The following is a 23,047-nucleotide window of genomic DNA, read 5'->3' as shown; positions in this document are numbered from 1 at the left end:
GGGGCGGCGGCCCCTCATAGTCCGGTCACAGTCCGGCGTACATGGTCAGCAGCAGCGCCACGTCGTCCGGTCGGTCCTCCGTGCGCCGGGCCACCTGGATGACGTCGTCCGCCATGGACTCCAGCGAATCGGTCGACGTACGGGCCAGGCTCTCGCCCAGCGCCGCGATCCCCGCGTCGATGTCCTGTCCCGGCTGCTCGACGAGCCCGTCGGTGTACAGCGCCAGGACCGCGCCGCGCGGCAGCGTCACCGGGGTCACCGGGTAGTCGCCCAGCGGGACCACGCCGAGCATGGTGCCGCCGGCCAGGTCCAGTACCTCCGTGCGCCCGTCGGGGCGGCGCAGCACGGGTGGCGGGTGGCCGGCGCGTACGCCCAGGCCGGTGCCCGTTCTCGGGTCCAGCTCGATGTAGCAGCAGGTGGCGCAGAGGCCCGCGTCCAGGTCCATCAGCAGCCGGTTCGTCCGGCTGACGACCTCGCCGGGGCCCGCCGCGGTGGGCGCCAGGGCGATCACGGCGCTGCGCAGCTGGCCCATGACGGCGGCCGCGGCGACGCTGTGGCCCTCCACGTCCCCGATGACCAGGGCGACGCCGCGCGCCGACTCGATGACGTCGTACCAGTCGCCGCCGATCTCCATGCCCTGAGTACCCGGCAGATAGCGCCCGGCCGTCCGCAGCCCGGGAACCGGCGGCAGCCGGTGCGGCAGCAGCGCGTCCTGGAGGCCGCGGGCGAGGGCGAACTCGGCGTCGTACAGCCGGGCGCGCTCCAGCGCCTGGGCGACCAGCCCGGCCAGCGCGGTCAGCGTGGCGCGCTCGTCGGCGGTGAAGACGCGCGGCGCCTCGAAGCCGAGGATGCAGGAGCCGACGGCCTGGCCGGAGGCGATCAGCGGCAGGAAGGCCCAGGCCCGCATCGGGTCCATCGCGATGCCGGGGTAGGCGTGGGCCAGCTGCCGGGGCGACTCGAAGAAGATCGGCACTCCGGTGGTCATCGTCTCGACGCCGGGCAGCCGCTGGTCGAGGCCGACGCCCTCGAACCGGTCGAGGAAGCCCTCCGGGTAACCGGACTCCCAGGCCAGGTGCATCCGCTTGTCCCGCACCAGGTACAGGGCCAGCTCGTAGCCGCCGATCATGGGCATGAGGTGGTCGGCGACGGCCCGGCAGACCTCGCGCACGGTGACGGCCTCGGTGAGCACGCTGGCCATGTGGACGACCTGGTAGAGGGCGCCGGGCCGGGTCACCGCGACGGCATGGGGCATCGCCGCCCGCGGCACGGGTTCAGGGCGCCTGCCGGGCCGCGCGTGCCGCGGGGGCGGCTTGCTGGGGAAGACCCGGCCGGTCAGCCCGTGCACATCGGGGTAGAGCACGAAGCCCAGCCACTCCCCGGCCGGATGGCGGACGATGAAGGAGGTGGGCTCCTGGGAGAGCATCGCCGCCCGGTAGCGGTCCTCGTACTCCGGGTCGGACAGCCAGGGCATCATGTGCCACGGGTACCGGCCGAGCAGTTGGGCGCGGGGAGTGCGCAGCAGCTCCTCGGCGCGGTGGTTGGCGTAGGTGAGGCGGCCGTCCTGGTCGAGGGAGAAGACCCCGTCGGGCAGCCGCTCGGCGGCTTCGGCGGCGGTGGTCCCGGAGACGGCGTCGACGACGACACCGACGAGGCGGCGCGGCCCGGCGGCGGGGGCGGATGGCGGCGGGCCGTGGATGGGTGGCCCGGCGGCCGGACCGGACGGCGGCGGGCCGTGGACGGGCGGCCCGGCGGCCGGGCCGGACGGCGGCGGGCCGTGGACGGGCGGCCCGGCGGCCGGGCCGGACGGCGGCGGGCCGTGGACGGGCGGGAGCGTGTCCGCGGACGGTGAGCTGCCACGGGCCGGGGCACCACCTGACGCGGACGGTGAGCTGCCACGCGCCGGGGCACCGCCCGACACGGACGGTGAGCTGCCACGCGCCGGGGCACCGCCCGACACGGACGGTGGTCGGCCGGCCCCGGCCCCGGCCCTGCCCTCAGCCGGGGGTGCAGGCGAAGAGGGCTGCGGGGGCGAAGACGGCGACTGCGCGGGGGAAGGCGGCGGCCCAGGCTCAGGCGCGGGCGAAGCCCCAGGCGCGGGCAAGGGCAGCCGCACCGATCGGGCCCACAGTTCGACGGGCCGGTACCGGACGTCCTCGCCGCCCGCGGAATCGGCATAGGCGCCAGCAGGCGTCTCGTCAGGCTCGGCGCTGGTGTCCCGGACCCGGAACGTGCGGCCGCGCACCCACCCCCGCTCCTCCAGATCCTGCTCGGCGGCCCGCAGTTCGTACAGGTCGTCCGGGCAGACCCGGCGCTCCAGGTCGGCGATCGTGCCCCCGAAGTCGCCGGGATCGACGCCGAGGACGGCGCAGGCCTCGTCGTCGGCGACGAACGCGCCGGAGTCGAGGTCCCAGTCGATCAGCCCCACCCGCACCCCGGCGACCTCGGCGGGCAGCCGCACGCTGATCGGGTCGTCCTCGTACTCCACCCGCCTGCCCCGCGCCGCCAGCGCGGCCAGGGACCGCCCCATGTCCTCGGCGGCGGAACGGACGGGTCCGCCCGAGCCATCGGGTCCGCCGGAGCCATCAGGGCCGTCAAGGGCCTCGGGCGCGGGGGCCTTCCCGGCCGCCCACAGCACGTACAGGATGCCGACGACCTCGTCGCCGACGCGTACGGGCTGGCAGTGGGAGGCGAACCGGTACGGCATCCCGACCGACAGCTGCGGGAAGCGGCGCATGGTCTCGCCTTCGTCCGCGAGGTGGACGGGCCGCCCGGAGCGGTACGCCTCGGGGGCGGGCAGCGCGCCGCTGACCGGGAGCCGCCACCAGTTCCTGATCACCGAGCTGGGCACCCCGGCGACCATGGCGAGCACGAGCGTTCTGCGGTCGCGTGACCGGAGGTAGACCCCGCCGCCGTAGCCGCCCGCGGCGCGTACGGCGTCGGTCAGTGGCGTGGCGAGGGCCTCTTCGAACGCGAGGCGGCGCGGCAGCCGGTCCTCCGCACCGCCGCCGCCCGGGCCATCGGCCGTCGGCCGGGCCTCCCCCGGCCCCGGCGTGTCCTCACCCATGCCACCCATGCCGCGCCCTCCCGGGACGGACGCATACGAGTCCTCTCCACCAGGATGTGCCACCGACGGGTGAACGGCGCGCCGGCGGTTGTGGCGTCAGGCCCGAGGGGCCCCGGGGCAGGCCCTGGCCGGTTTCCCGGGGCAAGCGTCCTTGCCGGCCCCTCGGCGCAGGCTCTGGCCGGACCCTCGGGTCAGGCCCCGACCGGTTCCTCGGTACGGGAATCCCCGGCGGTGCCGGCGGGACCGGCGTCGTCGCCCGCCCGCGGAGGGCGGGAGATGAACAGACCGCAGAGGGCGCCGAAGAGCACCACTCCCACGCCGACCCAGACCGCGGGGTGCAGCCCGTCGACGAATGCCTGGGGCTGCGGTCGTTGCCGCTGTCGGCGAAGACCGTGCTCAGGACGGCGATGCCGAGGGCGCCGCCGATCTCGCGGACCGTGGTGTTGGCGCCGGATGCCTTGCCCTGATGCTCCCGGGGGACCGAGCCCAGCACGACCGCCGCGGTGGGCGCGAAGGCGAAGCCCATGCCCGTACCGCCGAGGATCATGGCGATGACGAGCTTGGAGTACGGGGTGTCGTCGGTGGCCACCAGGTTGATCCAGGCGAGACCGACGGCCTGGAGGAAGAGGCCGAGGGCCATGAGGCGGCCGCCGCCGACCCGGTCGGTGATCAGGCCGGCGAGCGGCGCTGTCACCATGGGCATCAGCGTCCAGGCCAGGGTCAGCACACCCGCGTGCAGCGGGGTGCGCGCCGGGGCGATCTGGAGGTACTGCGAGAGCAGGAAGATCGAGCCGAAGACCCCGAAGTACATGGTCGCCGAGACGATGTTGCTCAGGACGAAGGCCCGGACCCGGTAGAAGCCGAGCGGCAGCAGGGGGCTCGGGGCGCGGCGCTCCCACAGGATGAACAGCAGGAGCAGGAGCGCGCCCGCGCCGAACATGGCCAGGATGCGGCCCGACGTCCAGCCGTCCTGCCCGCCGTTGACGATGGCCCAGACGATGCCGACGAGCGCGCCGGTGGCGAGCACCATGCCGGGCACGTCGAGCCGGGTGTCGGGCACCGAGCTCTCCTTGAGCACCCACAGCGCCAGTGGTACGGCGACCACGCCGACGGGCACGTTGACCCAGAAGATCCACTGCCAGTCCAGGCCGTCGACCACGGCGCCGCCCACCACCGGCCCGCCCGCCACGGCCAGCCCGCTGATGCCGGACCAGAGGCCGAGCGCCAGGCCGCGCTTGCGCTCGGGGACGGCCGCCGCGAGCAGCGTCAGGGACAGCGGCATGACGGCCGCGGCCCCGAAGCCCTGGAGGGTGCGCCCCGCGATGAGCTGGCCGGTGGTCTCGGCGAGGCCGCACGCGATGGACGAGGCGGTGAAGACGACGATGCCGAGGACGAAGACCTTGCGCCGCCCGAAGCGGTCGCCGAGTCCGGCGGCGGTGAGCAGGAGGCAGGCGAAGGTCAGGACGTAGGCGTTGACGAACCACTGGAGGTCGGACGTGGACGCCTCGAGGTCGACGGCGAGGGTGCGCAGCGCCGTGGAGACCACCAGATTGTCGAGCGCCACCATGAACATCGGGACGCTGCACGCGACGATGGTCAGCCACAGGGGGACGGTGTGCTCCCCGGGGGCCTGCGCAGGTGCCTCACCCGCGGATTTCGGCGTGGTCATGCAGAATCGGTCCTCCGCTCGGCCTCGTCCGCGGCGCGCTTGGCGCGCAGCCGGCGCCTGGCGTCGTCCCAGCTGAGGGGGAGCTCTTCGACGGGCACGTCCCAGAAGTCGAAGGTCGACGACCGGCAGGTCGAGCGCAGGCCGGTCATGATGCTGCGGTGCGGTTCGGCGCGGGCGTAGGCGTAGAGCGCGTCACGGCTCTCCCAGGCGGAGAGCGTGTAGAAGGTGCGCTTCATCGGCTGCGCGATGAGCGAGGCGCCGAGCGCCCCCGGCGCCTTCCGCACCTGCCCCCAGGCGCTGAACGACTTCAGGAGGAAGCGCGGCACGTCGCGCGGGGACCGCACCTCGAAACGGGATGCCATGACCAGGGCCCGTGTCCCGGGAGTGGCCGGATTCGGAGCTGTCCAGGGAAGTGTCGGCACAGTACTGCCCTCTCTGCCGATAGTGGAGAGTGTCACTATCCACAGTAGACTGTGAAGCTATCCATATCCAGTGGGGAGCGGACAACCGTGCGAATGTCTGAGCTGAGCCGGAGCAGCGGGGTGCCGGTCGCGACGATCAAGTACTACCTACGGGAGGGCCTCCTGCCCCAAGGCGAGGCCACCGCCGTCAACCAGGCCGACTACAGCGAGCTCCACCTGCGCCGCCTCCGCCTGATCCGCGCCCTGGTGGGCGTGCGCGGGCTCTCGGTGAGCGGGGCCAAGGAGGTTCTCGCCGGCGTCTCCGCGCACGTCTCGGACATGCACCAGATGCTCGGCATCGTCCTGGGCGCGCGGCCGGTCGACAAAGCCGCCGCGAAGCCGAGCAGGACGGCGGTCGACGAAGTGGACGAGCTGGTGAAGGCGGTCGACTGGCAGGTCTCCGACCACGCCCCCGCCAAGCAGGTCATCGCCGAGACCCTGACGACCCTGCGCTCCCTGGGCGTGGACGTCGACTGGCAGACCCTCCTCCCCTACGCGGAACTGGCCCGGCGCACCGCGACCCTCGACCTCGACCAGCTCCAGGACACGGACGACCCACTCGATCGGGCCGAACGCGCGGTGGTCCTCACCGTGCTCCTCGAGCCCGTACTGCTGTCGCTGCGGCGGCTCGCCCAGGAGAACGAGTCGGCCAGGCGCTACGGAGCCTGACCACCCGCGAAGGGTGAGAATGGCCGACATGACCGACGACCAGTGGGTGAAGCTCGAACTCGACGTGGCCTCGTACGACGCGGACGTCTTCGAGGAATACGTGACGCGGTGCCGGTCCGCCGGCATCCGGCTGACCACGCTGGCCGACCTCGGGGACACGCCGGAGCACCGCCGCGCGCTGTACGAGCTGAACAAGGAGTGCTCCGCCGACATCCCCGAGCGCGGCGAGTTCTTCACGTACGAGGAGTTCGTCGAGCGCCGTTTCGCCGTCCCCTCCTACGACCCGCGGGGCGTCGTGATCGCGCTGGACGGCGACACCTGGGTCGGGCTCGCGGCGACGTCACGGCACGACGACTTCCTGTTCAACGAGATGACCGGGGTGCGGGCGCCCCACCGGGGACGTGGCATCTCGATCGCCATGAAGGCCTACGGGATGCGCTTCGTCAGGGAGTGCGGGGCGAAGCGGGTCCGCACGTTCCACCACCCCGCCAACGCGAGCGCCATCTCCATGAACCGGCGGCTGGGGTACGTGGACGCGCGGGACTGACCCGCGGTCCGCTCGCCGGGACCTCCGGTCAGGTCCGTTCCTGCGCCGACACCTTGATCATCGCCCGGTAGGTGACGGTGTCGTCGGGCTCGCCCACGGGTCTGCCCTCGGCCTCCACCCAGGCGTGGGCCCCGAAGGGCGTGGTGCGCACCCCGCTGCACCAGGTGGGCCAATGTCCCCGCATGCGGCACAGCAGGGTGGTGGCCAGCGAGCGCGGGAGGCAGTAGCGGCCCGCGCACAGGGTGCTGACGGTCGTCACCTCCTGCCGCGCCCGCAGGGCCTCCTCGTACGTCGCGGGCCGGGCCCCTCGCCGCACCCGGCCCAGGACTGCTCGGATCCGGCGCGGTGGCTGTCGGGCGAGGAGCCGGGCGGCGACGACGGCGGTGCGGACGGCGATCCGGGAGCCGAGCGTCGGCCGGATGCCACCGGTGTCCAGAATCTGGCTCACGACGAGGAAACCAGCCTTTCCCGGGTGAGGTGTCCGACCACCGCCGTGACGTCGGCGATCGCCTGCTCCCGGGTCACCGGGCGGGTGGCCGCGAGCCGTTCGGCGATCTGCTCCGGCGTGGCGCCGTCCAGCAGGGCCTGGACGACGAGGGCGCCGGTGCCGTTCAACTGCCAGTAGCGCCCGTCGCGTTCGTCGAGAAGGACCATGCCGTCGTCCGTGGCGCAGGCGCTCACATCAGCGTGCAGTCGGTGCATCGTTCATCTCCCTCGAGTGGTTCAGGGTTTCCTGATGTTCCACGTCGCGCAGCCACGCCTCCGCGGCCAGTGTGGCCTCCAGTTCGCTCACGCCGCCGGACAGCAGTCCGGGCGAGAGCAGTGCCCGGCGCAGCTCCGCCTCGTCGGCCACGCCCGCCGCCACGAGACGGGAGTCGTCGGCCCAGGCGGCAAGGGTGCGTCGCTGCCGACGCACGCCCTCCTGCCATTCCGGCATGCAGTGGTCCTTGGTCGTCCGGCGCAGGATGGGCTCGGGCACCAGGCCGCCCATGGCGGCGGCGAGCAGCGGCTTGTACGACCAGGGGCTCGCGGCCTCGTGCGGGCGGGCGGCGAGCGCCGCCTCGACCACGGCGTCGTCACAGAACGGTGTGTGCTGGGGCAGTCCCGCGAACGCCGCGTCGCGGCTGATGTGCACGTCGCCCAGCCCCGCCTGCTGCACGGCGGCGATCCAGGCGTGCCGACCGCGCTCGCGATGCAGCGGTTCGACGGCGTCCCGGACCGCCGCACGCAGCTGCTCGCGGGACAGCTCCACCGCCTGGTCGCTCGCCCAGGGCGGAAGCTGCGGGCGCACGCCCCAGCCGAAGTCCATCATCGGCGCGGGCGTGCGCAGGTCCTGCCCCGCGGCATGGGCGAGCCAGGAGGCGTACGAGCGGCGGTCGAGCAACGCCGCCACGGTCGTCCCGAGTGGCTGACGATAGCGCGCGCGGAGCCCGGCCACGTGCCGCAGACCGGCCACTGGGGAGCGGCGCAGCAGCCCATGCACATAGGCTGCGGGCGGCTGGACGACATGATCTCCACCGTGTCCCGACAGCCGCAGCCGGGTTCCGCGCGAACGCATCTCCTCAGCCAAGTGCTGCTGTATCAGCCGGTCGCGCTTCACCAGCGACGGCCCGTCGCCCGGGTCCACACGCTCGTCGAGCCCGGCGAAGCAGGCAGGCAGATCTCCGGCCGGAAACACCAGCTGCTCGACGAGGGGCAGGCGTTGGGCGGCCAGGGTGGCGTAGGCGCGGTCCTCGTTGGTGGGCGCGCTCCAGTGCAGGGTCATGGTCACAAGCCGGGCCCCCGCCTCGGCCGCCAGGAAACACAGCGAGGTCGAGTCCATGCCACCGGACAGGTCCGCGGCCACCACGTCCCCCGGCCGGACGCGCAGCGCGACCGCCCGCCGCAGCGCCTCCCTCAGCCCGGCCGCCGCCTCCCGCAGCGGCAGCTCAGCCGCGGGCGCCCGCCACCACCGCAGGGCGCGCGCACCACCCCCCGGCTTCAACTCCACAGCCTCCGCGGGCGGTACGGCACCCACTCCACACCACGACGCACTGTCAGCGAGCGGATGCGGGACAGTGACACCCGCGAGCCGCAGCGCCAGCTGCGCGGTGTCCACCTCGGCACCGGTCAGCCGGGCCAGGACATGGGCACGATCGGCACACACCGTGACGCCGTCGACCTGGGCCCGGTACACCCGCCGCTTCCCCGAGAAGCTTCCACGGACATAGGACCTGCCTGCCACGGACGCCGACACGTGGAAAGAGCCGTGGGCGCCCGACAGGGCCGCCTCGATGTCCGCGGTGGCGCGAATCCTCCCGGCACGTGAGGCGAGTTCGGCGGCGTTCAGGGAACAGATCCCGGCTACGGCCAGCCGTACCTCACCCACAGCGCAGACGGTCATCTCGTCGTCTGACCATCGGCCGACCAGCCAGGGCCGGCCCGAGGGGTGCGGGACGACCTGGGACGAGTCCGGTCCTGACAGGTTCCGCAGACGATCGAGAAGATCCGGGGACAGATCCTGGTCAGGAAGGACAACGAACCAGGGGGCCAACGTGACGCCCATCAACTTCTCCAAGCAGGGTGGGTGATGGTGTGGGGGTGTAGGCCCCCGACCACAACGGTCGGGGGCCTACACCCAACGAGCAGCTCAGAATGGCCACCAGTTGAACGACACTTCGGGGAACCTGCCGATGCTGCCCTGGGTCGCCTCGGCGTACTCGCCCGCCTCGACGAGCAGCGGCGGCTCGTAGACATCCTCGGTCCCGATGTTCTTCAGTACCTCGCTCACAGCAATCACCTCCCATCACATCGGAAGTGGAATTTCCACCTCCATCACACCGAATGGCCGTGCGACTGTACGTTGGCTGTCATGTCCCTGTCCCCATGACGGCGATGGCGTGCGGTGTCCCGCCGGCGAGACACCACACGCCATCGACCACGCCTTACTCTGTGGGGCTGGGCACACGGCCCGCCTTGTGGGCGACTTCCTGGCCGGCGCCCGCGATGTGCGGGGTCATGACGATGCCCGGGGCGGTCAGGAGGCGGGAGTCGGCCGGGACCGGCTCGTGCGGGTATACGTCGAAGCCCGCCCCCGACAACTGCCCGCCGTCCAGGGCGTCGCACACCGCGCGCAGCGGCGAGGAGCAGCGTGAGGGTGCGTTCGGCGGTCGCGACGGCGTTGCGACCAGGCGCGTAGCAGACGGCGACGCCGTGCCGGGTCGCCGCTTCCAGGTCGGCGTTGACGGGGCCGCCGGGGCTGACGCACACCAGCTTCAGGCGGGGCAGGTGCCTTGATCAGCTCGTCCTCGGTGCCGGACGCCTCGATCACCTCGCCGACGGGGCCGAACGGTGTGTGCGGCCAGGACAGCGTGAGCTCGCGGACGTCCACGGCGCCGCCGACGGCCTCGCGGACTCCAGGATTGCCGAAGTACCGGTAGCGGACCAGGCCGGCACGGGAAAAACCAGGGGCCCGACTCCGAAGAGTCGGACCCCTCCTGATCTGCACGTTTGCCAGAACAGGGAAGTAGCGGTGAGTCACCCGCTACACGTTGAAGCGGAACAGTCAGCACAGAGCTCCCACCTGCGAAAACGCGGATTCCGAAGTCCTCATCCAGCACCGATCCAGCACGGTGCGAGTTAATGAGGGAGACGCTGGCGCGCGGTGCGTAAGTACCGGACCGTCTTCCGAACGGAAGCACAGGCCGAGCTGCGGAAGAACCCTCGCGACACGGCGCTGCGCATCCCGGCCAAGCTAACCGAGTTGGAGACCGGCCCCCTCTCCGAGATCAGTCGAGCTTCTCGAACGAAGGTCTCGGTGCAATGATGGGCGTGCGCTTTTCATTGATATTGAGCCACATAGGCGCTTCCACCGACATGAGCTTTCGGTCGACAGTAATCAGATTCTGCTGCGCCGCTTCGTTCAGGGCGTCAAGTATGTCGACCACCTTCACCTTCCCGTACTTCTCCAGTTGCGCCTGGATCTTCTGCGCCTTCGCGCTCGGCTTGTAGTAGTAGGGCGCACGATCGTGCCTGCCAACCGTCAGAACCGCTTCAGCAACTGCCTCATATGCATCGTTGAACAAGCCCATGAAGCCGTCCGGGTCCGGTAGTGCAACCAGGTGGAGACTCTGCCACCTCTGATACCCCGCCGGAAGGTCTAGCGCCTGAGGAACAATCGCCACTCGGAGCCCGTTACCGTCTTCAAGTTGATGCCAATTACTCTTGATAGTCGCGGCAGCAAACCGCGCCTTCTCTGCGCTACTCAGGAACAGATCGGTCTTCCATACTTTCTTGATCCGTTCCCGAAGCTCAGGCTCGGCGGCGACACCGCGAGCAGCGATCGGCACCCAGGATCCAAATGCAAATGGCCGACCTGATCCGTCAGGCAGCAACACCGCATCACCACTGGCGTTGTTGACAACAGCATCAGTGAACCCGAGATGACGTGCACGCTCGTGCCCGAACATCAAGGACGTCGGTCTGTCCAAGTTGGCGAATGACCTAGGGCTCACCTTCTTGAGTGCTTCGCCGACCAGATCGACAACGCGTGGTTCACCGCCGACAATCGCCTCGTGAACGGCCCACTCAAACCCATCTCCACGCGACCCCTTGTCGCGGTGGAGGCGAGCAAGCTTAGCGAGCTGTCGAAATGTGACGTCCACCCGATCGCAATTGAGGTCTTCGAGGTCCGCTTGCGACAATTCATCGAAGTGAGCCCTCAGGATTGATCGCGATACCGCGTAAAGAGCACGGCCGTACTCATCGACCGGTTCAGCCTGACTCAGAAAGGTGACATCAGCCATTCAGCGACTCCCCATTTCTTCACACCGAAGTTGGACCGGAACTCAGCTACACAGTGAAGCGGAACGTCGAACGCAGAGATTCCACCTGCGGAAACGGAGGTTTCGACGAGGTAATCGCGGCAGAGGAGGGGCATCCCAGCACACACCGCACACTCACCGATCAGTAGTGGTACCGGGCTGCGAGGATGACGATCTCCTTATTGGTCACCAAGTAGACGAGGCGGTGCTCGTCGTCGATCCGTCGCGACCAAGCCCCCGGCAAGTGGTACTTCAGCGGCTCAGGCTTGCCGATTCCCGAGAAGGGATCACGCCTGACGTCCTCGATGAGCTTGTTGATCCGAGCGAGCATCTTGCGGTCGTTCTTGAGCCAGGACGTGTAGTCCTCCCAGCCCTGATCCTCGAAGACAAGCCTCACGCGGCACCCGCACCAGCGTCCGCCGAGTCCGGATCGATCAGCTCACGCTCCGACACGTTGATGTGGGACAGGGCATTCTCGTACGCCTTGAGCAGCCGCCGGGCGTTCGCCGGCGAGCGCAGCAAGTACGAGCCCTCGCGCAGCGCAGCGTAGTCCTCAGCCGAGACAAGCACGGCGTTGCCGTGCTTCGAGACGATCTCGATGGCCTCGTGGTTCTCGTTGACCTTCTTGATCAGAGGAAAGAGTTCCTTGCGGGCTTCACTCGCGGTTATGGACATGACTCGACTCCTCCATCAAGTGGTACCTAATAACGTACCACTCTCGGCGCCCCCAGGGGGAGGGAAGCGGCTGATGGGCGATCAGCTATCCCAGCACCGAACCAGCACGGGAAAGAGCTAGGGGTCCACTCCCAGGAGAGTGGACCCCTTCTGACCTGAACGCTTGCCAGATCAGCGATGTGGTGGCAGGTCACCCGCTACACGTTGAAGCGGAACTCCACCACGTCGCCGTCCTGCATCACGTACTCCTTGCCCTCCATGCGAGCCTTGCCCGCCGCGCGGGCGTCGGCGACCGAGCCGGTCTCGACCAGGTCGCCGAAGGAGATCACCTCGGCCTTGATGAAGCCCTTCTGGAAGTCGGTGTGGATCACACCGGCCGCCTCGGGGGCCGTCGCGCCCTTCTTGATCGTCCAGGCGCGGGCCTCCTTCGGGCCTGCCGTGAGGTACGTCTGGAGGCCCAGGGTGTCGAAGCCGACGCGGGCGAGGGTGGCCAGGCCCGGTTCGTCCTGGCCGACGGACTGGAGGAGCTCCAGGGCCTCCTCGTCGTCCAGCTCGGCGAGGTCGGCCTCCAGCTTGGCGTTCAGGAAGATCGCCTCGGCCGGGGCGACCAGGGCGCGCTGCTCGTCCTTGAAGGCGTCGTCCGTCAGCTCGTCCTCGTCGACGTTGAAGACGTAGAGGAACGGCTTGGTGGTGAGCAGGTGCAGGTCGTGCAGGATCGCGGCCTGCTCCGTGCCCTGGACGATGCCCGCCGAGAAGAGGGTGCGGCCCTCCTCCAGGATGGCCTTGACCTCCTCGACGGCCTTGACCTTGGGCTGGACGTCCTTCTTGATGCGCGCCTCCTTGGCCAGGCGCGGCAGGACCTTCTCGATGGTCTGGAGGTCGGCGAGGATCAGCTCGGTGTTGATCGTCTCGATGTCGTCCTTCGGCGAGACCTTGCCGTCGACGTGGACGACGTTCTCGTCCTTGAAGGCCCGGATGACCTGGCAGATCGCGTCGGACTCGCGGATGTTCGCCAGGAACTTGTTCCCCAGGCCCTCGCCCTCGCTCGCACCGCGCACGATGCCCGCGATGTCGACGAAGTCGACCGTGGCGGGGAGCTTGCGCTGCGAGGTGAAGATCTCGGCGAGCTTGTCCAGGCGCGGGTCGGGCACGCCGACGACGCCGACGTTCGGCTCGATGGTGGCGAACGGGTAGTTGGCCGCCAGGACGTCGTTCTTGGTCAGGGCGTTGAACAGGGTCGACTTACCGACATTCGGCAGACCGACGATTCCGATCGTGAGCGACACGTGGCGACTTCCCGTAACGGATGAGGGGTAAAGGACCGGGCCCGGGCAGGGCCGGTCCCCCAGTTTACGGGGCCGGGGCGCACACCACCCCGGGCCGCGTTCCTCGGGCCGCCTCCCTGGTCGCGATCAGCCAGCTCGTCCCGCCCGGGCCGCCTCCCTGGCCGCGGTCGCGGCCGCCCGTTCCGCCCGGGTCACCTCCCCGGCCGCAGTCGCGGCCGCCCGGGCCGCCTTCCTGGTCGCCCCTCCGGTGCTCTCTCCTTATTCTCCGACAATCGTTCGAACACGCCGCCAAGGTGAGTCAAACAGCGTGTCCATGGGTCTGCTCCTTGCCTCGGGCCGCCTAGGTTGGTGGGGTGGAGCCACACAGCACGCGTCCGCCCCGCCGCACGGCGGCCCCGCCGCCCCGCCCCGCCGCCGACGGCACCGTAGCCGCCACCGGCCCGGCCTCCTGGGCGCTCGCCCTGCGTGTTCGCATGCCCAGACCGCGACTGACCGGATTCGGCACCGGGCTGCTCGCCGCGGTGGCCATGCTCGCCGCGGGCTGTCTGGACGCGCTGTTCTCCGGCTCCGCCGGTATGTACGGCGTGCTCTACCTCCTGACCTGCGCCGCCTGCGGGCTGTGGGTGCGGCCCGCGGACCTGCTCACCGCCCCGGTCGGCACGCCGATCGCCTTCCTGCTCGGGCTCTTCCCGGCCAACGACAGCGGGGACGGGCTCGGCGGCCAGGCGATGGGCGTGTTCACCTCGCTGTCTCTGAGCGCGGGCTGGCTCTACGCCGGAACGCTGCTGACCGCCGTGATCGTCCTCGTACGCCGGGTCGCGCTGGTCAATCGCCGACAGCAGCTGCGGCGACGCCATGAGCAGCGGCGGCAGCAGCCATCCCCGCCCCCACGATCCCCGCGTTGTTCTGCAGCTGAGCGGGGACGATCTCGGCCCTGACGCCCTCGATCAGCGGCAGGAACTTCTCCGCCTTGCGGCTCACCCCGCCCCCGATCACGAACAGCTCGGGCGACAGCAGCATCTCCACGTGCGCCAGGTACTTCCCCACCCGCCGCGCCCACTGCTGCCAGCTGAGGTCGCGGTCCTCCTTGGCCTTCGTCGAGGCGCGCTTCTCCGCCTCGTGCCCGTCGAGTTCGAGATGGCCCAGCTCGGTGTTGGGGACCAGCCGTCCGCCGGTGAAGACCGCGCTGCCGATGCCGGTGCCGAAGGTGAGCAGGACGACCGTGCCGGTACGGCCCCGGCCCGCGCCGAAGGTCATCTCCGCGTACCCGGCCGCGTCCGCGTCGTTCACCACGGTGACGGGTGAGCCGATCCGGTCGCTCAGCAGCCCGGCCGCGTCGACGCCGATCCAACCCTTGTCGACGTTGGCGGCCGTCCGCGTCGTACCGTCGGTCACCACACCGGGGAACGTGACCCCGACCGGGCGGCCCGCCCAGCCGAAGTGCTCCGCGACCTCCCGGACGCGATCCGCGACCGCGTCCGGCGTCGCGGGCTGCGGGGTCAGCACCTTGAAGCGCTCGTCGGCGAGGTCGCCGCGCTCCAGGTCGACCGGGGCGCCCTTGATGCCCGATCCGCCGATGTCCACGCCGAAGACGTTCGTCAGACTCATGCCGCCAGGCTAGGGCGGTACGGTCGGGCGCACCCGTCAACCGGCGGGAACGGGCGGTCCGCCGGGGAGCCGCCGCGGTCGCGACGCGCCGCGTCAGGCATCCTCAGTCCTCCGCGTCATGCCTCGCCGGGGTCAGCCGACCGTGTCAGTCCTCGTCGGCGTCAGCCGCCGTGCCAGTCCCCGTCGGGGTCAACCGCCGCGTCAGTCCTCGTCGGCGTCAGCCGCCGCGGCCGCCGCCTCCGCGCGCAGGTCCCGGCGCAGCTCCTTGGGCAGCGAGAAGGTGATGGACTCCTCGGCCGTCTTCACGATCTCGACGTCCTCGAAGCCGCGCTGCGCCAGCCACTCCAGGACCTGCTCGACCAGCACCTCGGGGACGGACGCGCCGGAGGTGACGCCGACCGTCGCCACGCCCTCCAGCCAGGCCTCGTCGATCTCGGAGGCAAAGTCCACCAGGTACGCCTCGCGTGCGCCCGCGAGCTTGGCGACCTCGACCAGGCGCTTGGAGTTCGAGGAGTTGCGCGAGCCGACCACGATCACCAGGTCGGACTCGGCGCCCATCTGCTTCACCGCCTGCTGGCGGTTCTGCGTCGCGTAGCAGATGTCGTCGCTCGGCGGCGAGACGAGGAGCGGGAACTTCTGCTTCAGCGCGTCGACCGTCTCCATCGTCTCGTCGACGGAGAGCGTGGTCTGGGAGAGCCAGACGATCTTGGACGGGTCGCGGACCTCGACCTTGGCGACGTCGCCGGGGCCGTCGACCAACTGGATGTGGTCCGGCGCCTCGCCCGACGTGCCGATGACCTCCTCGTGGCCCTCGTGGCCGATCAGGAGGATGTCGTAGTCCTCGTTCGCGTACCGCACGGCCTCCTTGTGGACCTTGGTGACCAGGGGGCAGGTCGCGTCGATGGTGGCGAGCTTGCCGGCCTTGGCCTCCTCGTGGACCACGGGCGCCACGCCGTGCGCGGAGAACATCACGATCGACCCCTCGGGGACCTCCGACGTCTGCTCGACGAAGATCGCGCCCTTCCGCTCCAGGGTCTGCACGACGTACTTGTTGTGGACGATCTCGTGGCGCACGTAGATCGGCGCGCCGTACTGCTCCAGGGCCTTCTCGACGGCGATCACGGCACGGTCCACGCCCGCGCAGTAGCCCCGGGGGGCGGCGAGCAGGACCCGGCGGGAAGGCGTTGCAGTCATGCCCCCCATCGTAAGGCCGTGGCGCAGCCCGGAAAGCGCGGGACATTGGCCCAGACTGGGGCCGAGCGCTACGAGGAGGCCGGATGGCGGTGCGGCGCGGCGACGGCGCCGGCGGCGACGACCGCGCCGACTCAGGCCGTGGCGGCGCCAGTGATCGTGGGGGCGGTGTCGGGGGCGAACGCGCCGGTGGCAGTGGCCGTAGGGACGGTGTCGGGGGCGAACGCTCCGGTGGCAGTGGCCGTAGGGGCGGAGCCGGGGGCGATCGCTCCGGTGGCGGCGGGCTGCGGCGCACGCTCACCTTCCGCGACCTCGTCGTCTACGGTCTGCTCTTCATCGCCCCGATGGCCCCGGTCGGCGTCTTCGGCACCCTCGACGCCACCTCGCGCGGCGCGGTCGCGCTCGTCTACGTCGTGGCGACGGCCGCGATGGCGCTCACCGCCTTCAGTTACGCCCAAATGGTGCGGGTCGCCCCGCAGGCGGGGTCGGTGTTCACCTACGCGCAGCTGGGTCTCGGCGAGGGCGCGGGGTTCGTCGCCGGGTGGATGGCGCTGCTCGACTACCTGCTGATCCCGGCGGTCGCGTATCTGTTCTCGGGCATCGCGATGGAGGCGCTGGTTCCGGAGGTGGACCGGTGGGTGTGGACGGCCGTCGCCGTCGTGGTCACCACGGGGCTGAACCTGTGGGGCGTACGGGCCGCCGCGCGGGTCGGCTTCCTGGTGCTGGCGATGGAGATCGCGGTGCTGGTGGTGTTCGTGGCGGTGGCCCTGGAGCGGCTGGCGGTGCACGGGGCACGCCGCGACTGGGTCTCGCCGTTCACCGCGCAGGGGTCGTTCTCCATGGGGGCGGTACTCACCGCGGTGTCGGTGGCGGTGCTGTCGTATCTGGGCTTCGACGCCATCGCGTCCTTCGCGGAGGAGGCGGAGGACGCGGAGGACGAGCGGAAGGGACGTGCGGCGCTTCGGGCACCGGAGGGGCACGCGGCGCTTCCGGCGCCGGAGGGGCGTGCAGCGCTTCCGGCGCCGGGCGGCGGCGGACGGCGTGCGGGCAGCTCGGCACAGGTCGCCCGGGCGGTGCTGACCTGCCTGGTGGTGGCTGGGGTGCTGTTCGTCGCGCAGACGTACCTGGCGGCGCTGCTGTCGCCGGTCCCGGCGGCGGAGCTGGCACGCGATCCGGCGCGGCAGGGGTCCGCCTTCTACGACATGGTGGCCGCGGCCGTCGGGGACTGGCTGCGCGACCTGGTGGCGGTGAGCAAGGCGATCGGCGCGGCGTTCGCTGCCCTGGCCGGGCAGGCGGCGGCCGCGCGGCTGGTGTTCGCGATGTCCCGCGACCGGCGGCTGCCGGCGACGCTGGCGAAGGTGGACGCCCACAGCGGGGTGCCGCGCCGGGCGCTGCTCGGCTCGGGCGCGCTGACGCTCGTGGCGGCGGTGTGGGCGGCGCGGCGCGACGACGGCCTGGACCGGCTGGTGTCGGTGGTGGACATCGGGGCGCTGACGGCCTTCACGCTGCTGCACGCGTCGGTGATCGGCTGGTTCTGGATCCGCGGGCATACGGACGCACGGCATACGGACGCACGGCATGCGGACGCACGGCATGCGGACGCACGGCATGCGGACGCACGGCACACGGTCCGGCATCCGCTGCGGCATCTGGTGGTGCCGTTGCTGGGCATGGGGATCTCGGTCGCCGTGATCGCGCGGGCGGCGGGGGTGGCGCAGGTGGCCGGGCTGGTCTGGTGCGCAATGGGGCTGGCCGTACTGCTGGCGCAACGCGAGCTCTCGACGCGGGCCGCGCGCTGAGCGGATTCGCACACGCGTCGCGCGCCGAGCGGATGCGTACGCGCCCCGCGCGCCGACCGGACACACACGCGCCTCGCGCGCCAGCCGGATACGTGCACGGCTCCCGCGCTGAGCGGATCCCTCCGCGGGTCACGCGCTGACGGATACGTACGCGGCCGCACGCCGACCGGATACATCCAGCGCCTCGCACGCCGACCGGATCCCCTGTCAGTGGCGGCCGATACGCTCGGCGCATGGCACTCGACACCTCGGCGGAGTCCCCGATCCCGGTCGGCGAGGTCTCCCGGCTCATCGGCGGCTGGATCGACCGGCTCGGGGCGGTCTGGGTCGAAGGGCAGATCACCCAGCTGTCCCGGCGGCCCGGCGCCGGGGTGGTGTTCCTGACCCTGCGCGACCCCAGTTACGACATCTCGTTGTCCGTCACCTGCTTCCGCTCGGTCTTCGACAAGGTGGCGGACGTCGTCTCCGAGGGCGCGCGCGTCGTGGTGCAGGCCAAGCCGGAGTGGTACGCGCCGCGTGGCCAGCTGTCGCTCCGCGCCGCCGAGATCCGCCCGGTGGGCGTCGGCGAGCTGCTGGCCCGGCTGGAGCTGCTCAAGCGGTCGCTGGGGGCCGAGGGGCTCTTCGCGGCCGACCGGAAGAAGCGGCTGCCGTTCCTGCCGCAGCTCATCGGCCTGGTCTGCGGCCGCGCCTCGGCCGCGGAGCGGGACGTCCTGGAGAACGCCCGGCTGCGCTGGCCCGCCGTCCGCTTCGAGGTGCGCAACGTCGCCGTGCAGGGCGTGCACGCGGTGCCGCAGGTCGTGGCGGCGGTCCGGGAGCTGGACGCGCTGCCGGAGGTCGACGTGATCGTGGTGGCGCGCGGCGGCGGCAGTGTGGAGGACCTGCTGCCGTTCTCCGATGAGCAGCTGGTGCGGGCCGTGGCCGCCTGCGCCACCCCCGTGGTCTCCGCGATCGGCCACGAGCCGGACTCGCCGCTGCTGGACCTGGTGGCGGACCTGCGCGCCTCCACCCCCACCGACGCGGCCAAGAAGATCGTCCCGGACGTGGGCGAGGAGCTGTCCCGTATCCAGCAGCTGCGCGAGCGCGCGCTGCGGGCGGTGGGCGGCTTCCTGGACCGCGAGGAGCACGGGCTGGCCGCGGCGCTGGCCCGGCCGTGCATACAGCGGCCGCACCGCATGGTGGAGGAGCGCGCGGAGCAGGTCGACGCGCTGATCGAGCGCGGCCACCGCACCCTGGGGCACCTGCTGGACCGGGCCGACTCGGAGCTGGAGCACACCCGTGCCCGGGTACTGGCCCTGTCCCCGGCGGCGACGCTGCGCCGGGGGTACGCGGTGCTCCAGCACGCGAACGGGTCGGTGGTCCGCGACCCCGCCGAGGTCGCGGCGGACGAACGGCTCCGGGCACGGGTCGCCGAAGGCGAGTTCACGGTCCGGGCCGCTGTCAGTGACCCCGCATAGGGTGTGGGGCATGTCGACAACGGACGGGGACCGGGACGGTATGACCGCGGAGTCCACCCTGGGGTACGAGCAGGCGCGCGACGAGCTGGTCGAGGTGGTACGCCGCCTGGAGGCGGGCGGCACGACGTTGGAGGAGTCGCTGGCGCTGTGGGAGCGCGGCGAGGAGCTCGCCCGGGTCTGCCGCCGCTGGCTCGACGGCGCCCGCGCCCGCCTCGACGCGGCCCTGGCCCGCCCGGACGGCGCCCCTGCCGCCGACGGCGAGGCAGAGGACGCCTGACCCGAGCACGCACCGTGAGCACGCACTGTGAGCACGCATCGTGAGCACGCACTGTGATGAGGAGCACTCCGCCCCGCATTTAGTTGAAACTTAATACATGAGGTGTACGGTAGTTGATGGCAGAACAACCCGTCCGCACCCAGAAGGTTCGCCATGACTCTCGCCCTCGACGCAGCCACCCAGGACCTGCTCTTCCGTGAGGCCCGCACCGCCAACACCTTCACCGCCGAGCCGGTCACCGAGGACCAGGTCCAGGCGATCTACGACCTGGTGAAGTACGCGCCGACCGCGTTCAACCAGTCGCCGCTGCGGATCGTCCTCGTCCGCTCCGAGGAGGCCCGCGAGCGTCTGGTCCCGCACATGGCCGAGGGCAACCAGGAGAAGACCCGTACCGCGCCGCTGGTCGCGATCCTCGCCGCGGACAACGAGTTCCACGACGAGCTGCCCGCGCTCTTCCCGCACTTCCCGCAGGCCAAGGACGTCTTCTTCGCCGAGCGCGGCGCCCGCGAGCAGTCCGCGGCGCTCAACGGCTCGCTCCAGGCGGCGTACTTCATCCTCGGCGTGCGCGCCGCGGGGCTCGCCGCCGGCCCGATGACGGGCTTCGACCCCGCCGGCGTCCAGAAGGAGTTCCTGGACGACGACCACACCCCGCTGATGGTCGTGAACATCGGCAAGCCGGGTGAGAACGCCTGGTACCCGCGCTCCCCGCGGCTCGCCTACGACCAGGTCGTCACCACGGTCTGACCCGACCCCCGATCGGCCCCGCAGCCCCCATGCGGTGGCCCTTCCGAGGCCCCGTACCCCGCAGGGCCCCGGAAGACGGGGTCCGACATCCCCCGCAGGACCCCGTCCCCCTCCGGCCGCCGCGCTCAGCCCTTCTCGGTCTGCAGCGCGGCGGCCATCTTCGTCAGCTGCGCGAACGAGGCGGTGCCGGTGACCACCGTGGTCACGCCCTTGCCCTTGTGCACGAGCGCGTCGTATTTCGGGCCCGCGTACCGGTGCCAGGTCTCGCCGCCGATGCGCTGCGTCTTCTCCGTCGCGCGCGCTTCCTGGGTCACCTCGTCGATGAAGGTCGCCGGCCGGCCGTCGCTCTGCTCGACGGCCACGTACTGCTTGTCCTGGTCGAGGAAGCCCAGGTGCCAGGCCGCGCCCACCTTGCTCTGGGGCTCGTACGACACCGACGTCGCGCGCCAGCCGTCGGGCAGGCGTCCCGGCTGCGGGGCCGCGACCGGGTACGGGGCGGCGCGGCGCGTCGTCGCGAGCTCCACGCTGTAGTCGACCGTCTTGATCGGGTCTTTGTCCTCGTCGTACGCGGTGAAGGCGTAGATGACCCCGGCGACTCCGACGACCACCGCCAGGGACTGCACCAGCCCGCGCGCCGTCTTCGGCTTCCTGTCACGCATATCTGCCACCCGCCTATGGTCCCCTATGGCCGGATGCGCCCGGCAACGGGCCCGGCGGGTGTCAAGGTTCCGCTCACGTTCCGCTCATGCGTGGGGCGCCCTGCTCACATTCACCATGAACGGATAAAGTCATGAGCACCCTCATTCCGGCCGTCGCCGTACAGAAAGGTGCGCTCCGATGACCGAGCACGCTCTGCCCTCTCCCCTCGAAGTCAGCCCCGAGGCCCCCGACCGCAACCTGGCCCTGGAGCTCGTCCGGGTCACCGAGGCCGGCGCCATGGCCTCGGGCCGCTGGGTGGGGCGCGGTGACAAGAACGGTGCGGACGGCGCCGCCGTCAAGGCCATGCGCTCGCTCATCCACACCGTCTCGATGAACGGCGTCGTGGTCATCGGCGAGGGCGAGAAGGACAACGCGCCCATGCTCTACAACGGCGAGCGCGTGGGCGACGGGACCGGCCCGGAGTGCGACGTGGCCGTGGACCCGGTGGACGGCACCACCCTCACCGCCAAGGGCATGGCCAACGCCGTCTCCGTGATGGCCGTCGCCGAGCGCGGCTCGATGTTCGACCCGTCCGCGGTCTTCTACATGGAGAAGCTCGTCACCGGTCCCGAGGCCGCCGAGTTCGTCGACATCACCGCGCCGGTGGGCGTGAACGTCCGAAGGGTCGCGAAAGCGAAGAACTCCAGCCCCGAGGACGTCACGGTCGTCATCCTCGACCGCCCCCGGCACGAGGGCATCGTCAAGGAGATCCGGGAGACCGGCGCCCGTATCAAGTTCATCTCCGACGGCGACGTGGCCGGTGCGATCATGGCGGCCCGCGAGGGCACCGGCGTGGACCTGCTGATGGGTATCGGCGGCACGCCGGAGGGCATCATCGCGGCCTGTGCCATCAAGTGCCTGGGCGGCACGATCCAGACCCGGCTGTGGCCCAAGGACGACGAGGAGCGCCGGCGCGCCCTCGACGCGGGCCACGACCTGGACCGGGTCCTGGGCACGGACGACCTGGTCCGCGGGGACAACGTCTTCTTCGTCGCCACGGGCATCACCGACGGCGACCTGCTGCGCGGCGTGCGCTACCGCGCGGAGACCGCGACCACGCAGTCGCTGGTCATGCGGTCCAAGTCCGGCACGATCCGGCAGATCGACTCCACGCACCGGCTGTCGAAGCTGCGGGCGTACGCGTCGGTGGACTTCGACCGCGCCCGCTGAGGCCGGGGGCCGCTGCGCGGCCGGGTCGCACGCGGGGTGACCGCGGGGGCCGCGGCGCGGCGGGGTCGCACACGGGTGGCCGCCGGGGCCACGTCGCGGCGGGGCCGGCTCGTTGGTCAGCGCCGAGGCCGCGTCACGGCGGGGCCAGCTTGTTGGTGAGCGCCGAGGCCACGGGGGCCGCTGCGCGGCGGGATCGCGCACATGGTGACCGCCGAAAGGCCATGTCGCGGCGCGGCCGGCTCGTGGTGGCGCCGCGCCGCGGCCGACCGCGGTACGCGCGGTGACCACGGAGGCTGCTTCGCGGCAGGACCGGCGCGTGGTGGCGGCCGGGCGGGGTCACCTCGCGGCGGAGCCGACGCGCTGGTGACCGCCGAGGCCGCGTCACGGCGGGACCTCCTCGTGGTGACGGCCGAGGCCACGGCTGATCGCCGCGCCGCTGGCACCGGCCGTGCCGGTGCCAGCGGCCGTGCAAGCGGCACGGCCGGACCGCGACGTGCCTGGTGACTACGGCGACACCGTGGCGACCGCCCGTCGGCTGGGGCGGCCTCGCCATCCGTCAGGCTGACCGCCGTGCCGGTGGCGTGACGTCGCTGTCGGCCGGTGGCCACGGCGCCAGTCCAGGTTCGGCGGTCCGGCCGATGTGGCGGCGGCCCCGCCGTCGGGCCGCCGATCGGACGTCACTCCTGTTACGGCCGTGCGGCCCGGCGAGGTGCGGAACGGCGGGTACGGACCGCCAGGTGGCCGGGTTGTCCGGCTCCCCCCGGCTCTCCCCGGACCGCGACGTGACCGCGCACCGCCGACAACAACGAGGGGGTCGGCCACGCGGCACTCCGCCGCGCGCCGCGCATCGGTGCGGCCCAGCCTGTCCGGCGATTGAGGACCGGGGTCCGGGGCGGAGCCCCAGTTGTGGGAAGGGGCGGGTCAGGGGAGAG

General features: G+C 71.5%; 22 protein-coding genes and 2 pseudogenes. 9 read left to right on the top strand and 15 right to left on the bottom strand.

Going from position 1 to position 23,047, the window contains the following annotated elements:
* Positions 1 to 25: 25 nt before the first annotated feature.
* Genes Q3Y56_RS22895 through Q3Y56_RS22885 form a run of 3 tightly spaced genes read right to left on the bottom strand, consistent with a single transcriptional unit; the run spans position 26 to position 5,155 of the window.
* Complete coding sequence (locus Q3Y56_RS22895) at positions 26 to 3,064, bottom strand: SpoIIE family protein phosphatase (RefSeq protein WP_304463725.1); 3,039 nt, start codon at positions 3,062 to 3,064, stop codon at positions 26 to 28.
* Positions 3,057 to 4,733 carry an MFS transporter gene (locus Q3Y56_RS22890; RefSeq protein WP_369696783.1) on the bottom strand — a complete coding sequence of 559 codons (1,677 nt, stop codon included), beginning with the start codon at positions 4,731 to 4,733 and terminating at the stop codon, positions 3,057 to 3,059. The genes Q3Y56_RS22895 and Q3Y56_RS22890 overlap by 8 nt, the downstream gene beginning before the upstream one ends.
* Positions 4,730 to 5,155, bottom strand: coding sequence for a DUF3291 domain-containing protein (locus Q3Y56_RS22885; protein WP_304463724.1), 426 nt, complete (start codon positions 5,153 to 5,155; stop codon positions 4,730 to 4,732). Before Q3Y56_RS22885 ends, Q3Y56_RS22890 begins: the two co-directional genes overlap by 4 nt.
* Before the next feature lie 93 nt (positions 5,156 to 5,248).
* On the opposite strand from Q3Y56_RS22885, the gene Q3Y56_RS22880 reads away from it, so the two are divergent.
* Positions 5,249 to 5,863, top strand: coding sequence for a MerR family transcriptional regulator (locus Q3Y56_RS22880; protein ID WP_369696782.1), 615 nt, complete (start codon positions 5,249 to 5,251; stop codon positions 5,861 to 5,863).
* Positions 5,864 to 5,891: 28 nt separating this feature from the next.
* Positions 5,892 to 6,410, top strand: coding sequence for a GNAT family N-acetyltransferase (locus tag Q3Y56_RS22875; RefSeq protein ID WP_304463722.1), 519 nt, complete (start codon positions 5,892 to 5,894; stop codon positions 6,408 to 6,410).
* A gap of 28 nt (positions 6,411 to 6,438) precedes the next feature.
* Here Q3Y56_RS22875 and Q3Y56_RS22870 read toward each other — a convergent pair whose 3' ends face one another.
* From Q3Y56_RS22870 to Q3Y56_RS22850, 5 genes and pseudogenes are all read right to left on the bottom strand, one after another.
* The gene (locus tag Q3Y56_RS22870) at positions 6,439 to 6,858 is read right to left on the bottom strand and encodes a lasso peptide biosynthesis B2 protein (protein WP_304463721.1); all 420 of its coding nucleotides are present in this window, start codon (positions 6,856 to 6,858) and stop codon (positions 6,439 to 6,441) included.
* A complete protein-coding gene (locus Q3Y56_RS22865; protein WP_304463720.1) occupies positions 6,855 to 7,112 on the bottom strand; it encodes a lasso peptide biosynthesis PqqD family chaperone in 258 nt (85 codons plus the stop codon). The genes Q3Y56_RS22870 and Q3Y56_RS22865 overlap by 4 nt, the downstream gene beginning before the upstream one ends.
* Positions 7,093 to 8,778: an asparagine synthase-related protein gene (locus Q3Y56_RS22860; RefSeq protein WP_304463719.1), complete on the bottom strand. Its 1,686-nt coding sequence runs from the start codon at positions 8,776 to 8,778 to the stop codon at positions 7,093 to 7,095. Before Q3Y56_RS22860 ends, Q3Y56_RS22865 begins: the two co-directional genes overlap by 20 nt.
* Positions 8,779 to 9,039: 261 nt before the next feature.
* A complete protein-coding gene (locus Q3Y56_RS22855) occupies positions 9,040 to 9,180 on the bottom strand; it encodes a lasso RiPP family leader peptide-containing protein (RefSeq protein WP_304463718.1) in 141 nt (46 codons plus the stop codon).
* Between the two features lie 154 nt (positions 9,181 to 9,334).
* Positions 9,335 to 9,837, bottom strand: a pseudogene (locus tag Q3Y56_RS22850) (NAD(P)-dependent oxidoreductase).
* Positions 9,838 to 10,053: 216 nt separating this feature from the next.
* On the opposite strand from Q3Y56_RS22850, the pseudogene Q3Y56_RS22845 reads away from it, so the two are divergent.
* Positions 10,054 to 10,170: pseudogene (locus Q3Y56_RS22845) on the top strand (type II toxin-antitoxin system RelE/ParE family toxin); the annotation flags it as partial.
* 7 nt (positions 10,171 to 10,177) lie between these two features.
* Here the strand turns inward: Q3Y56_RS22845 and Q3Y56_RS22840 are convergent.
* The 4 genes from Q3Y56_RS22840 to ychF form a co-directional block, all read right to left on the bottom strand.
* On the bottom strand, positions 10,178 to 11,194 hold the full coding sequence (locus Q3Y56_RS22840; RefSeq protein ID WP_304463717.1) for a hypothetical protein: 1,017 nt from the start codon (positions 11,192 to 11,194) through the stop codon (positions 10,178 to 10,180).
* A gap of 160 nt (positions 11,195 to 11,354) precedes the next feature.
* Positions 11,355 to 11,609 (bottom strand): Txe/YoeB family addiction module toxin, encoded by a 255-nt coding sequence (locus Q3Y56_RS22835; RefSeq protein ID WP_304463716.1) that lies wholly within the window; start codon positions 11,607 to 11,609, stop codon positions 11,355 to 11,357.
* Positions 11,606 to 11,887 carry a type II toxin-antitoxin system Phd/YefM family antitoxin gene (locus Q3Y56_RS22830; protein ID WP_304463715.1) on the bottom strand — a complete coding sequence of 94 codons (282 nt, stop codon included), beginning with the start codon at positions 11,885 to 11,887 and terminating at the stop codon, positions 11,606 to 11,608. Before Q3Y56_RS22830 ends, Q3Y56_RS22835 begins: the two co-directional genes overlap by 4 nt.
* A gap of 197 nt (positions 11,888 to 12,084) precedes the next feature.
* Positions 12,085 to 13,173, bottom strand: coding sequence for a redox-regulated ATPase YchF (ychF, locus tag Q3Y56_RS22825; protein WP_304463714.1), 1,089 nt, complete (start codon positions 13,171 to 13,173; stop codon positions 12,085 to 12,087).
* A 353-nt stretch (positions 13,174 to 13,526) separates the two neighbouring features.
* Here ychF and Q3Y56_RS22820 point away from each other — a divergent pair, with 353 nt between their 5' ends.
* Positions 13,527 to 14,111 carry a DUF6542 domain-containing protein gene (locus Q3Y56_RS22820; protein ID WP_304463713.1) on the top strand — a complete coding sequence of 195 codons (585 nt, stop codon included), beginning with the start codon at positions 13,527 to 13,529 and terminating at the stop codon, positions 14,109 to 14,111.
* Here the strand turns inward: Q3Y56_RS22820 and ppgK are convergent.
* Entirely contained in the window at positions 13,999 to 14,781 is a 783-nt protein-coding gene (gene ppgK, locus Q3Y56_RS22815) for a polyphosphate--glucose phosphotransferase (RefSeq protein WP_304463712.1), read from the bottom strand. The two genes, Q3Y56_RS22820 and ppgK, sit on opposite strands and share 113 nt — an antisense overlap.
* 201 nt (positions 14,782 to 14,982) lie before the next feature.
* Complete coding sequence (locus Q3Y56_RS22810) at positions 14,983 to 15,984, bottom strand: 4-hydroxy-3-methylbut-2-enyl diphosphate reductase (RefSeq protein WP_304463711.1); 1,002 nt, start codon at positions 15,982 to 15,984, stop codon at positions 14,983 to 14,985.
* A gap of 74 nt (positions 15,985 to 16,058) precedes the next feature.
* Between Q3Y56_RS22810 and Q3Y56_RS22805 the strand changes: the two genes are divergently transcribed.
* The 4 genes from Q3Y56_RS22805 to Q3Y56_RS22790 all read left to right on the top strand — a co-directional run bounded on the left by Q3Y56_RS22805 (position 16,059) and on the right by Q3Y56_RS22790 (position 20,246).
* Positions 16,059 to 17,771 (top strand): APC family permease, encoded by a 1,713-nt coding sequence (locus Q3Y56_RS22805; protein ID WP_304463710.1) that lies wholly within the window; start codon positions 16,059 to 16,061, stop codon positions 17,769 to 17,771.
* 233 nt (positions 17,772 to 18,004) lie between these two features.
* The gene (gene xseA / locus Q3Y56_RS22800; protein WP_304463709.1) at positions 18,005 to 19,225 is read left to right on the top strand and encodes an exodeoxyribonuclease VII large subunit; all 1,221 of its coding nucleotides are present in this window, start codon (positions 18,005 to 18,007) and stop codon (positions 19,223 to 19,225) included.
* Between the two features lie 10 nt (positions 19,226 to 19,235).
* The gene (locus tag Q3Y56_RS22795) at positions 19,236 to 19,502 is read left to right on the top strand and encodes an exodeoxyribonuclease VII small subunit (RefSeq protein WP_304463708.1); all 267 of its coding nucleotides are present in this window, start codon (positions 19,236 to 19,238) and stop codon (positions 19,500 to 19,502) included.
* 153 nt (positions 19,503 to 19,655) lie between these two features.
* Entirely contained in the window at positions 19,656 to 20,246 is a 591-nt protein-coding gene (locus Q3Y56_RS22790; protein ID WP_304463707.1) for a malonic semialdehyde reductase, read from the top strand.
* A gap of 125 nt (positions 20,247 to 20,371) precedes the next feature.
* Here the strand turns inward: Q3Y56_RS22790 and Q3Y56_RS22785 are convergent, their stop codons facing one another.
* On the bottom strand, positions 20,372 to 20,905 hold the full coding sequence (locus Q3Y56_RS22785) for a DUF4245 domain-containing protein (protein ID WP_304463706.1): 534 nt from the start codon (positions 20,903 to 20,905) through the stop codon (positions 20,372 to 20,374).
* 178 nt (positions 20,906 to 21,083) lie between these two features.
* On the opposite strand from Q3Y56_RS22785, the gene glpX reads away from it, so the two are divergent.
* The gene (gene glpX / locus Q3Y56_RS22780) at positions 21,084 to 22,115 is read left to right on the top strand and encodes a class II fructose-bisphosphatase (RefSeq protein ID WP_304463705.1); all 1,032 of its coding nucleotides are present in this window, start codon (positions 21,084 to 21,086) and stop codon (positions 22,113 to 22,115) included.
* Positions 22,116 to 23,047: the final 932 nt, after the last annotated feature.

This window comes from Streptomyces sp. XD-27 (assembly GCF_030553055.1).
Classification (GTDB): Bacteria; Actinomycetota; Actinomycetes; order Streptomycetales; family Streptomycetaceae; genus Streptomyces.
The sequence above is the reverse complement of the archived record's forward strand: the minus strand, read 5'-3'. Positions and strand labels throughout refer to the sequence as shown.

Bases quoted from the DNA above. Each gene is read 5' to 3' on its own strand.
- Q3Y56_RS22895 (WP_304463725.1), bottom strand. From the start codon at position 3,064: ATGGGTGAGGACACGCCGGGGCCGGGGGAGGCCCGGCCGACGGCCGAT.
- Q3Y56_RS22890 (WP_369696783.1), bottom strand. From the start codon at position 4,733: ATGACCACGCCGAAATCCGCGGGTGAGGCACCTGCGCAGGCCCCCGGG.
- Q3Y56_RS22795 (WP_304463708.1), top strand. From the start codon at position 19,236: ATGTCGACAACGGACGGGGACCGGGACGGTATGACCGCGGAGTCCACC.
- Q3Y56_RS22785 (WP_304463706.1), bottom strand. From the start codon at position 20,905: ATGCGTGACAGGAAGCCGAAGACGGCGCGCGGGCTGGTGCAGTCCCTG.
- ppgK (WP_304463712.1), bottom strand. From the start codon at position 14,781: ATGAGTCTGACGAACGTCTTCGGCGTGGACATCGGCGGATCGGGCATC.
- Q3Y56_RS22805 (WP_304463710.1), top strand. From the start codon at position 16,059: ATGGCGGTGCGGCGCGGCGACGGCGCCGGCGGCGACGACCGCGCCGAC.
- Q3Y56_RS22810 (WP_304463711.1), bottom strand. From the start codon at position 15,984: ATGGGGGGCATGACTGCAACGCCTTCCCGCCGGGTCCTGCTCGCCGCC.
- Q3Y56_RS22865 (WP_304463720.1), bottom strand. From the start codon at position 7,112: ATGCACCGACTGCACGCTGATGTGAGCGCCTGCGCCACGGACGACGGC.
- glpX (WP_304463705.1), top strand. From the start codon at position 21,084: ATGACCGAGCACGCTCTGCCCTCTCCCCTCGAAGTCAGCCCCGAGGCC.
- Q3Y56_RS22840 (WP_304463717.1), bottom strand. From the start codon at position 11,194: ATGGCTGATGTCACCTTTCTGAGTCAGGCTGAACCGGTCGATGAGTAC.
- Q3Y56_RS22790 (WP_304463707.1), top strand. From the start codon at position 19,656: ATGACTCTCGCCCTCGACGCAGCCACCCAGGACCTGCTCTTCCGTGAG.
- Q3Y56_RS22880 (WP_369696782.1), top strand. From the start codon at position 5,249: ATGTCTGAGCTGAGCCGGAGCAGCGGGGTGCCGGTCGCGACGATCAAG.
- xseA (WP_304463709.1), top strand. From the start codon at position 18,005: ATGGCACTCGACACCTCGGCGGAGTCCCCGATCCCGGTCGGCGAGGTC.
- Q3Y56_RS22830 (WP_304463715.1), bottom strand. From the start codon at position 11,887: ATGTCCATAACCGCGAGTGAAGCCCGCAAGGAACTCTTTCCTCTGATC.
- Q3Y56_RS22875 (WP_304463722.1), top strand. From the start codon at position 5,892: ATGACCGACGACCAGTGGGTGAAGCTCGAACTCGACGTGGCCTCGTAC.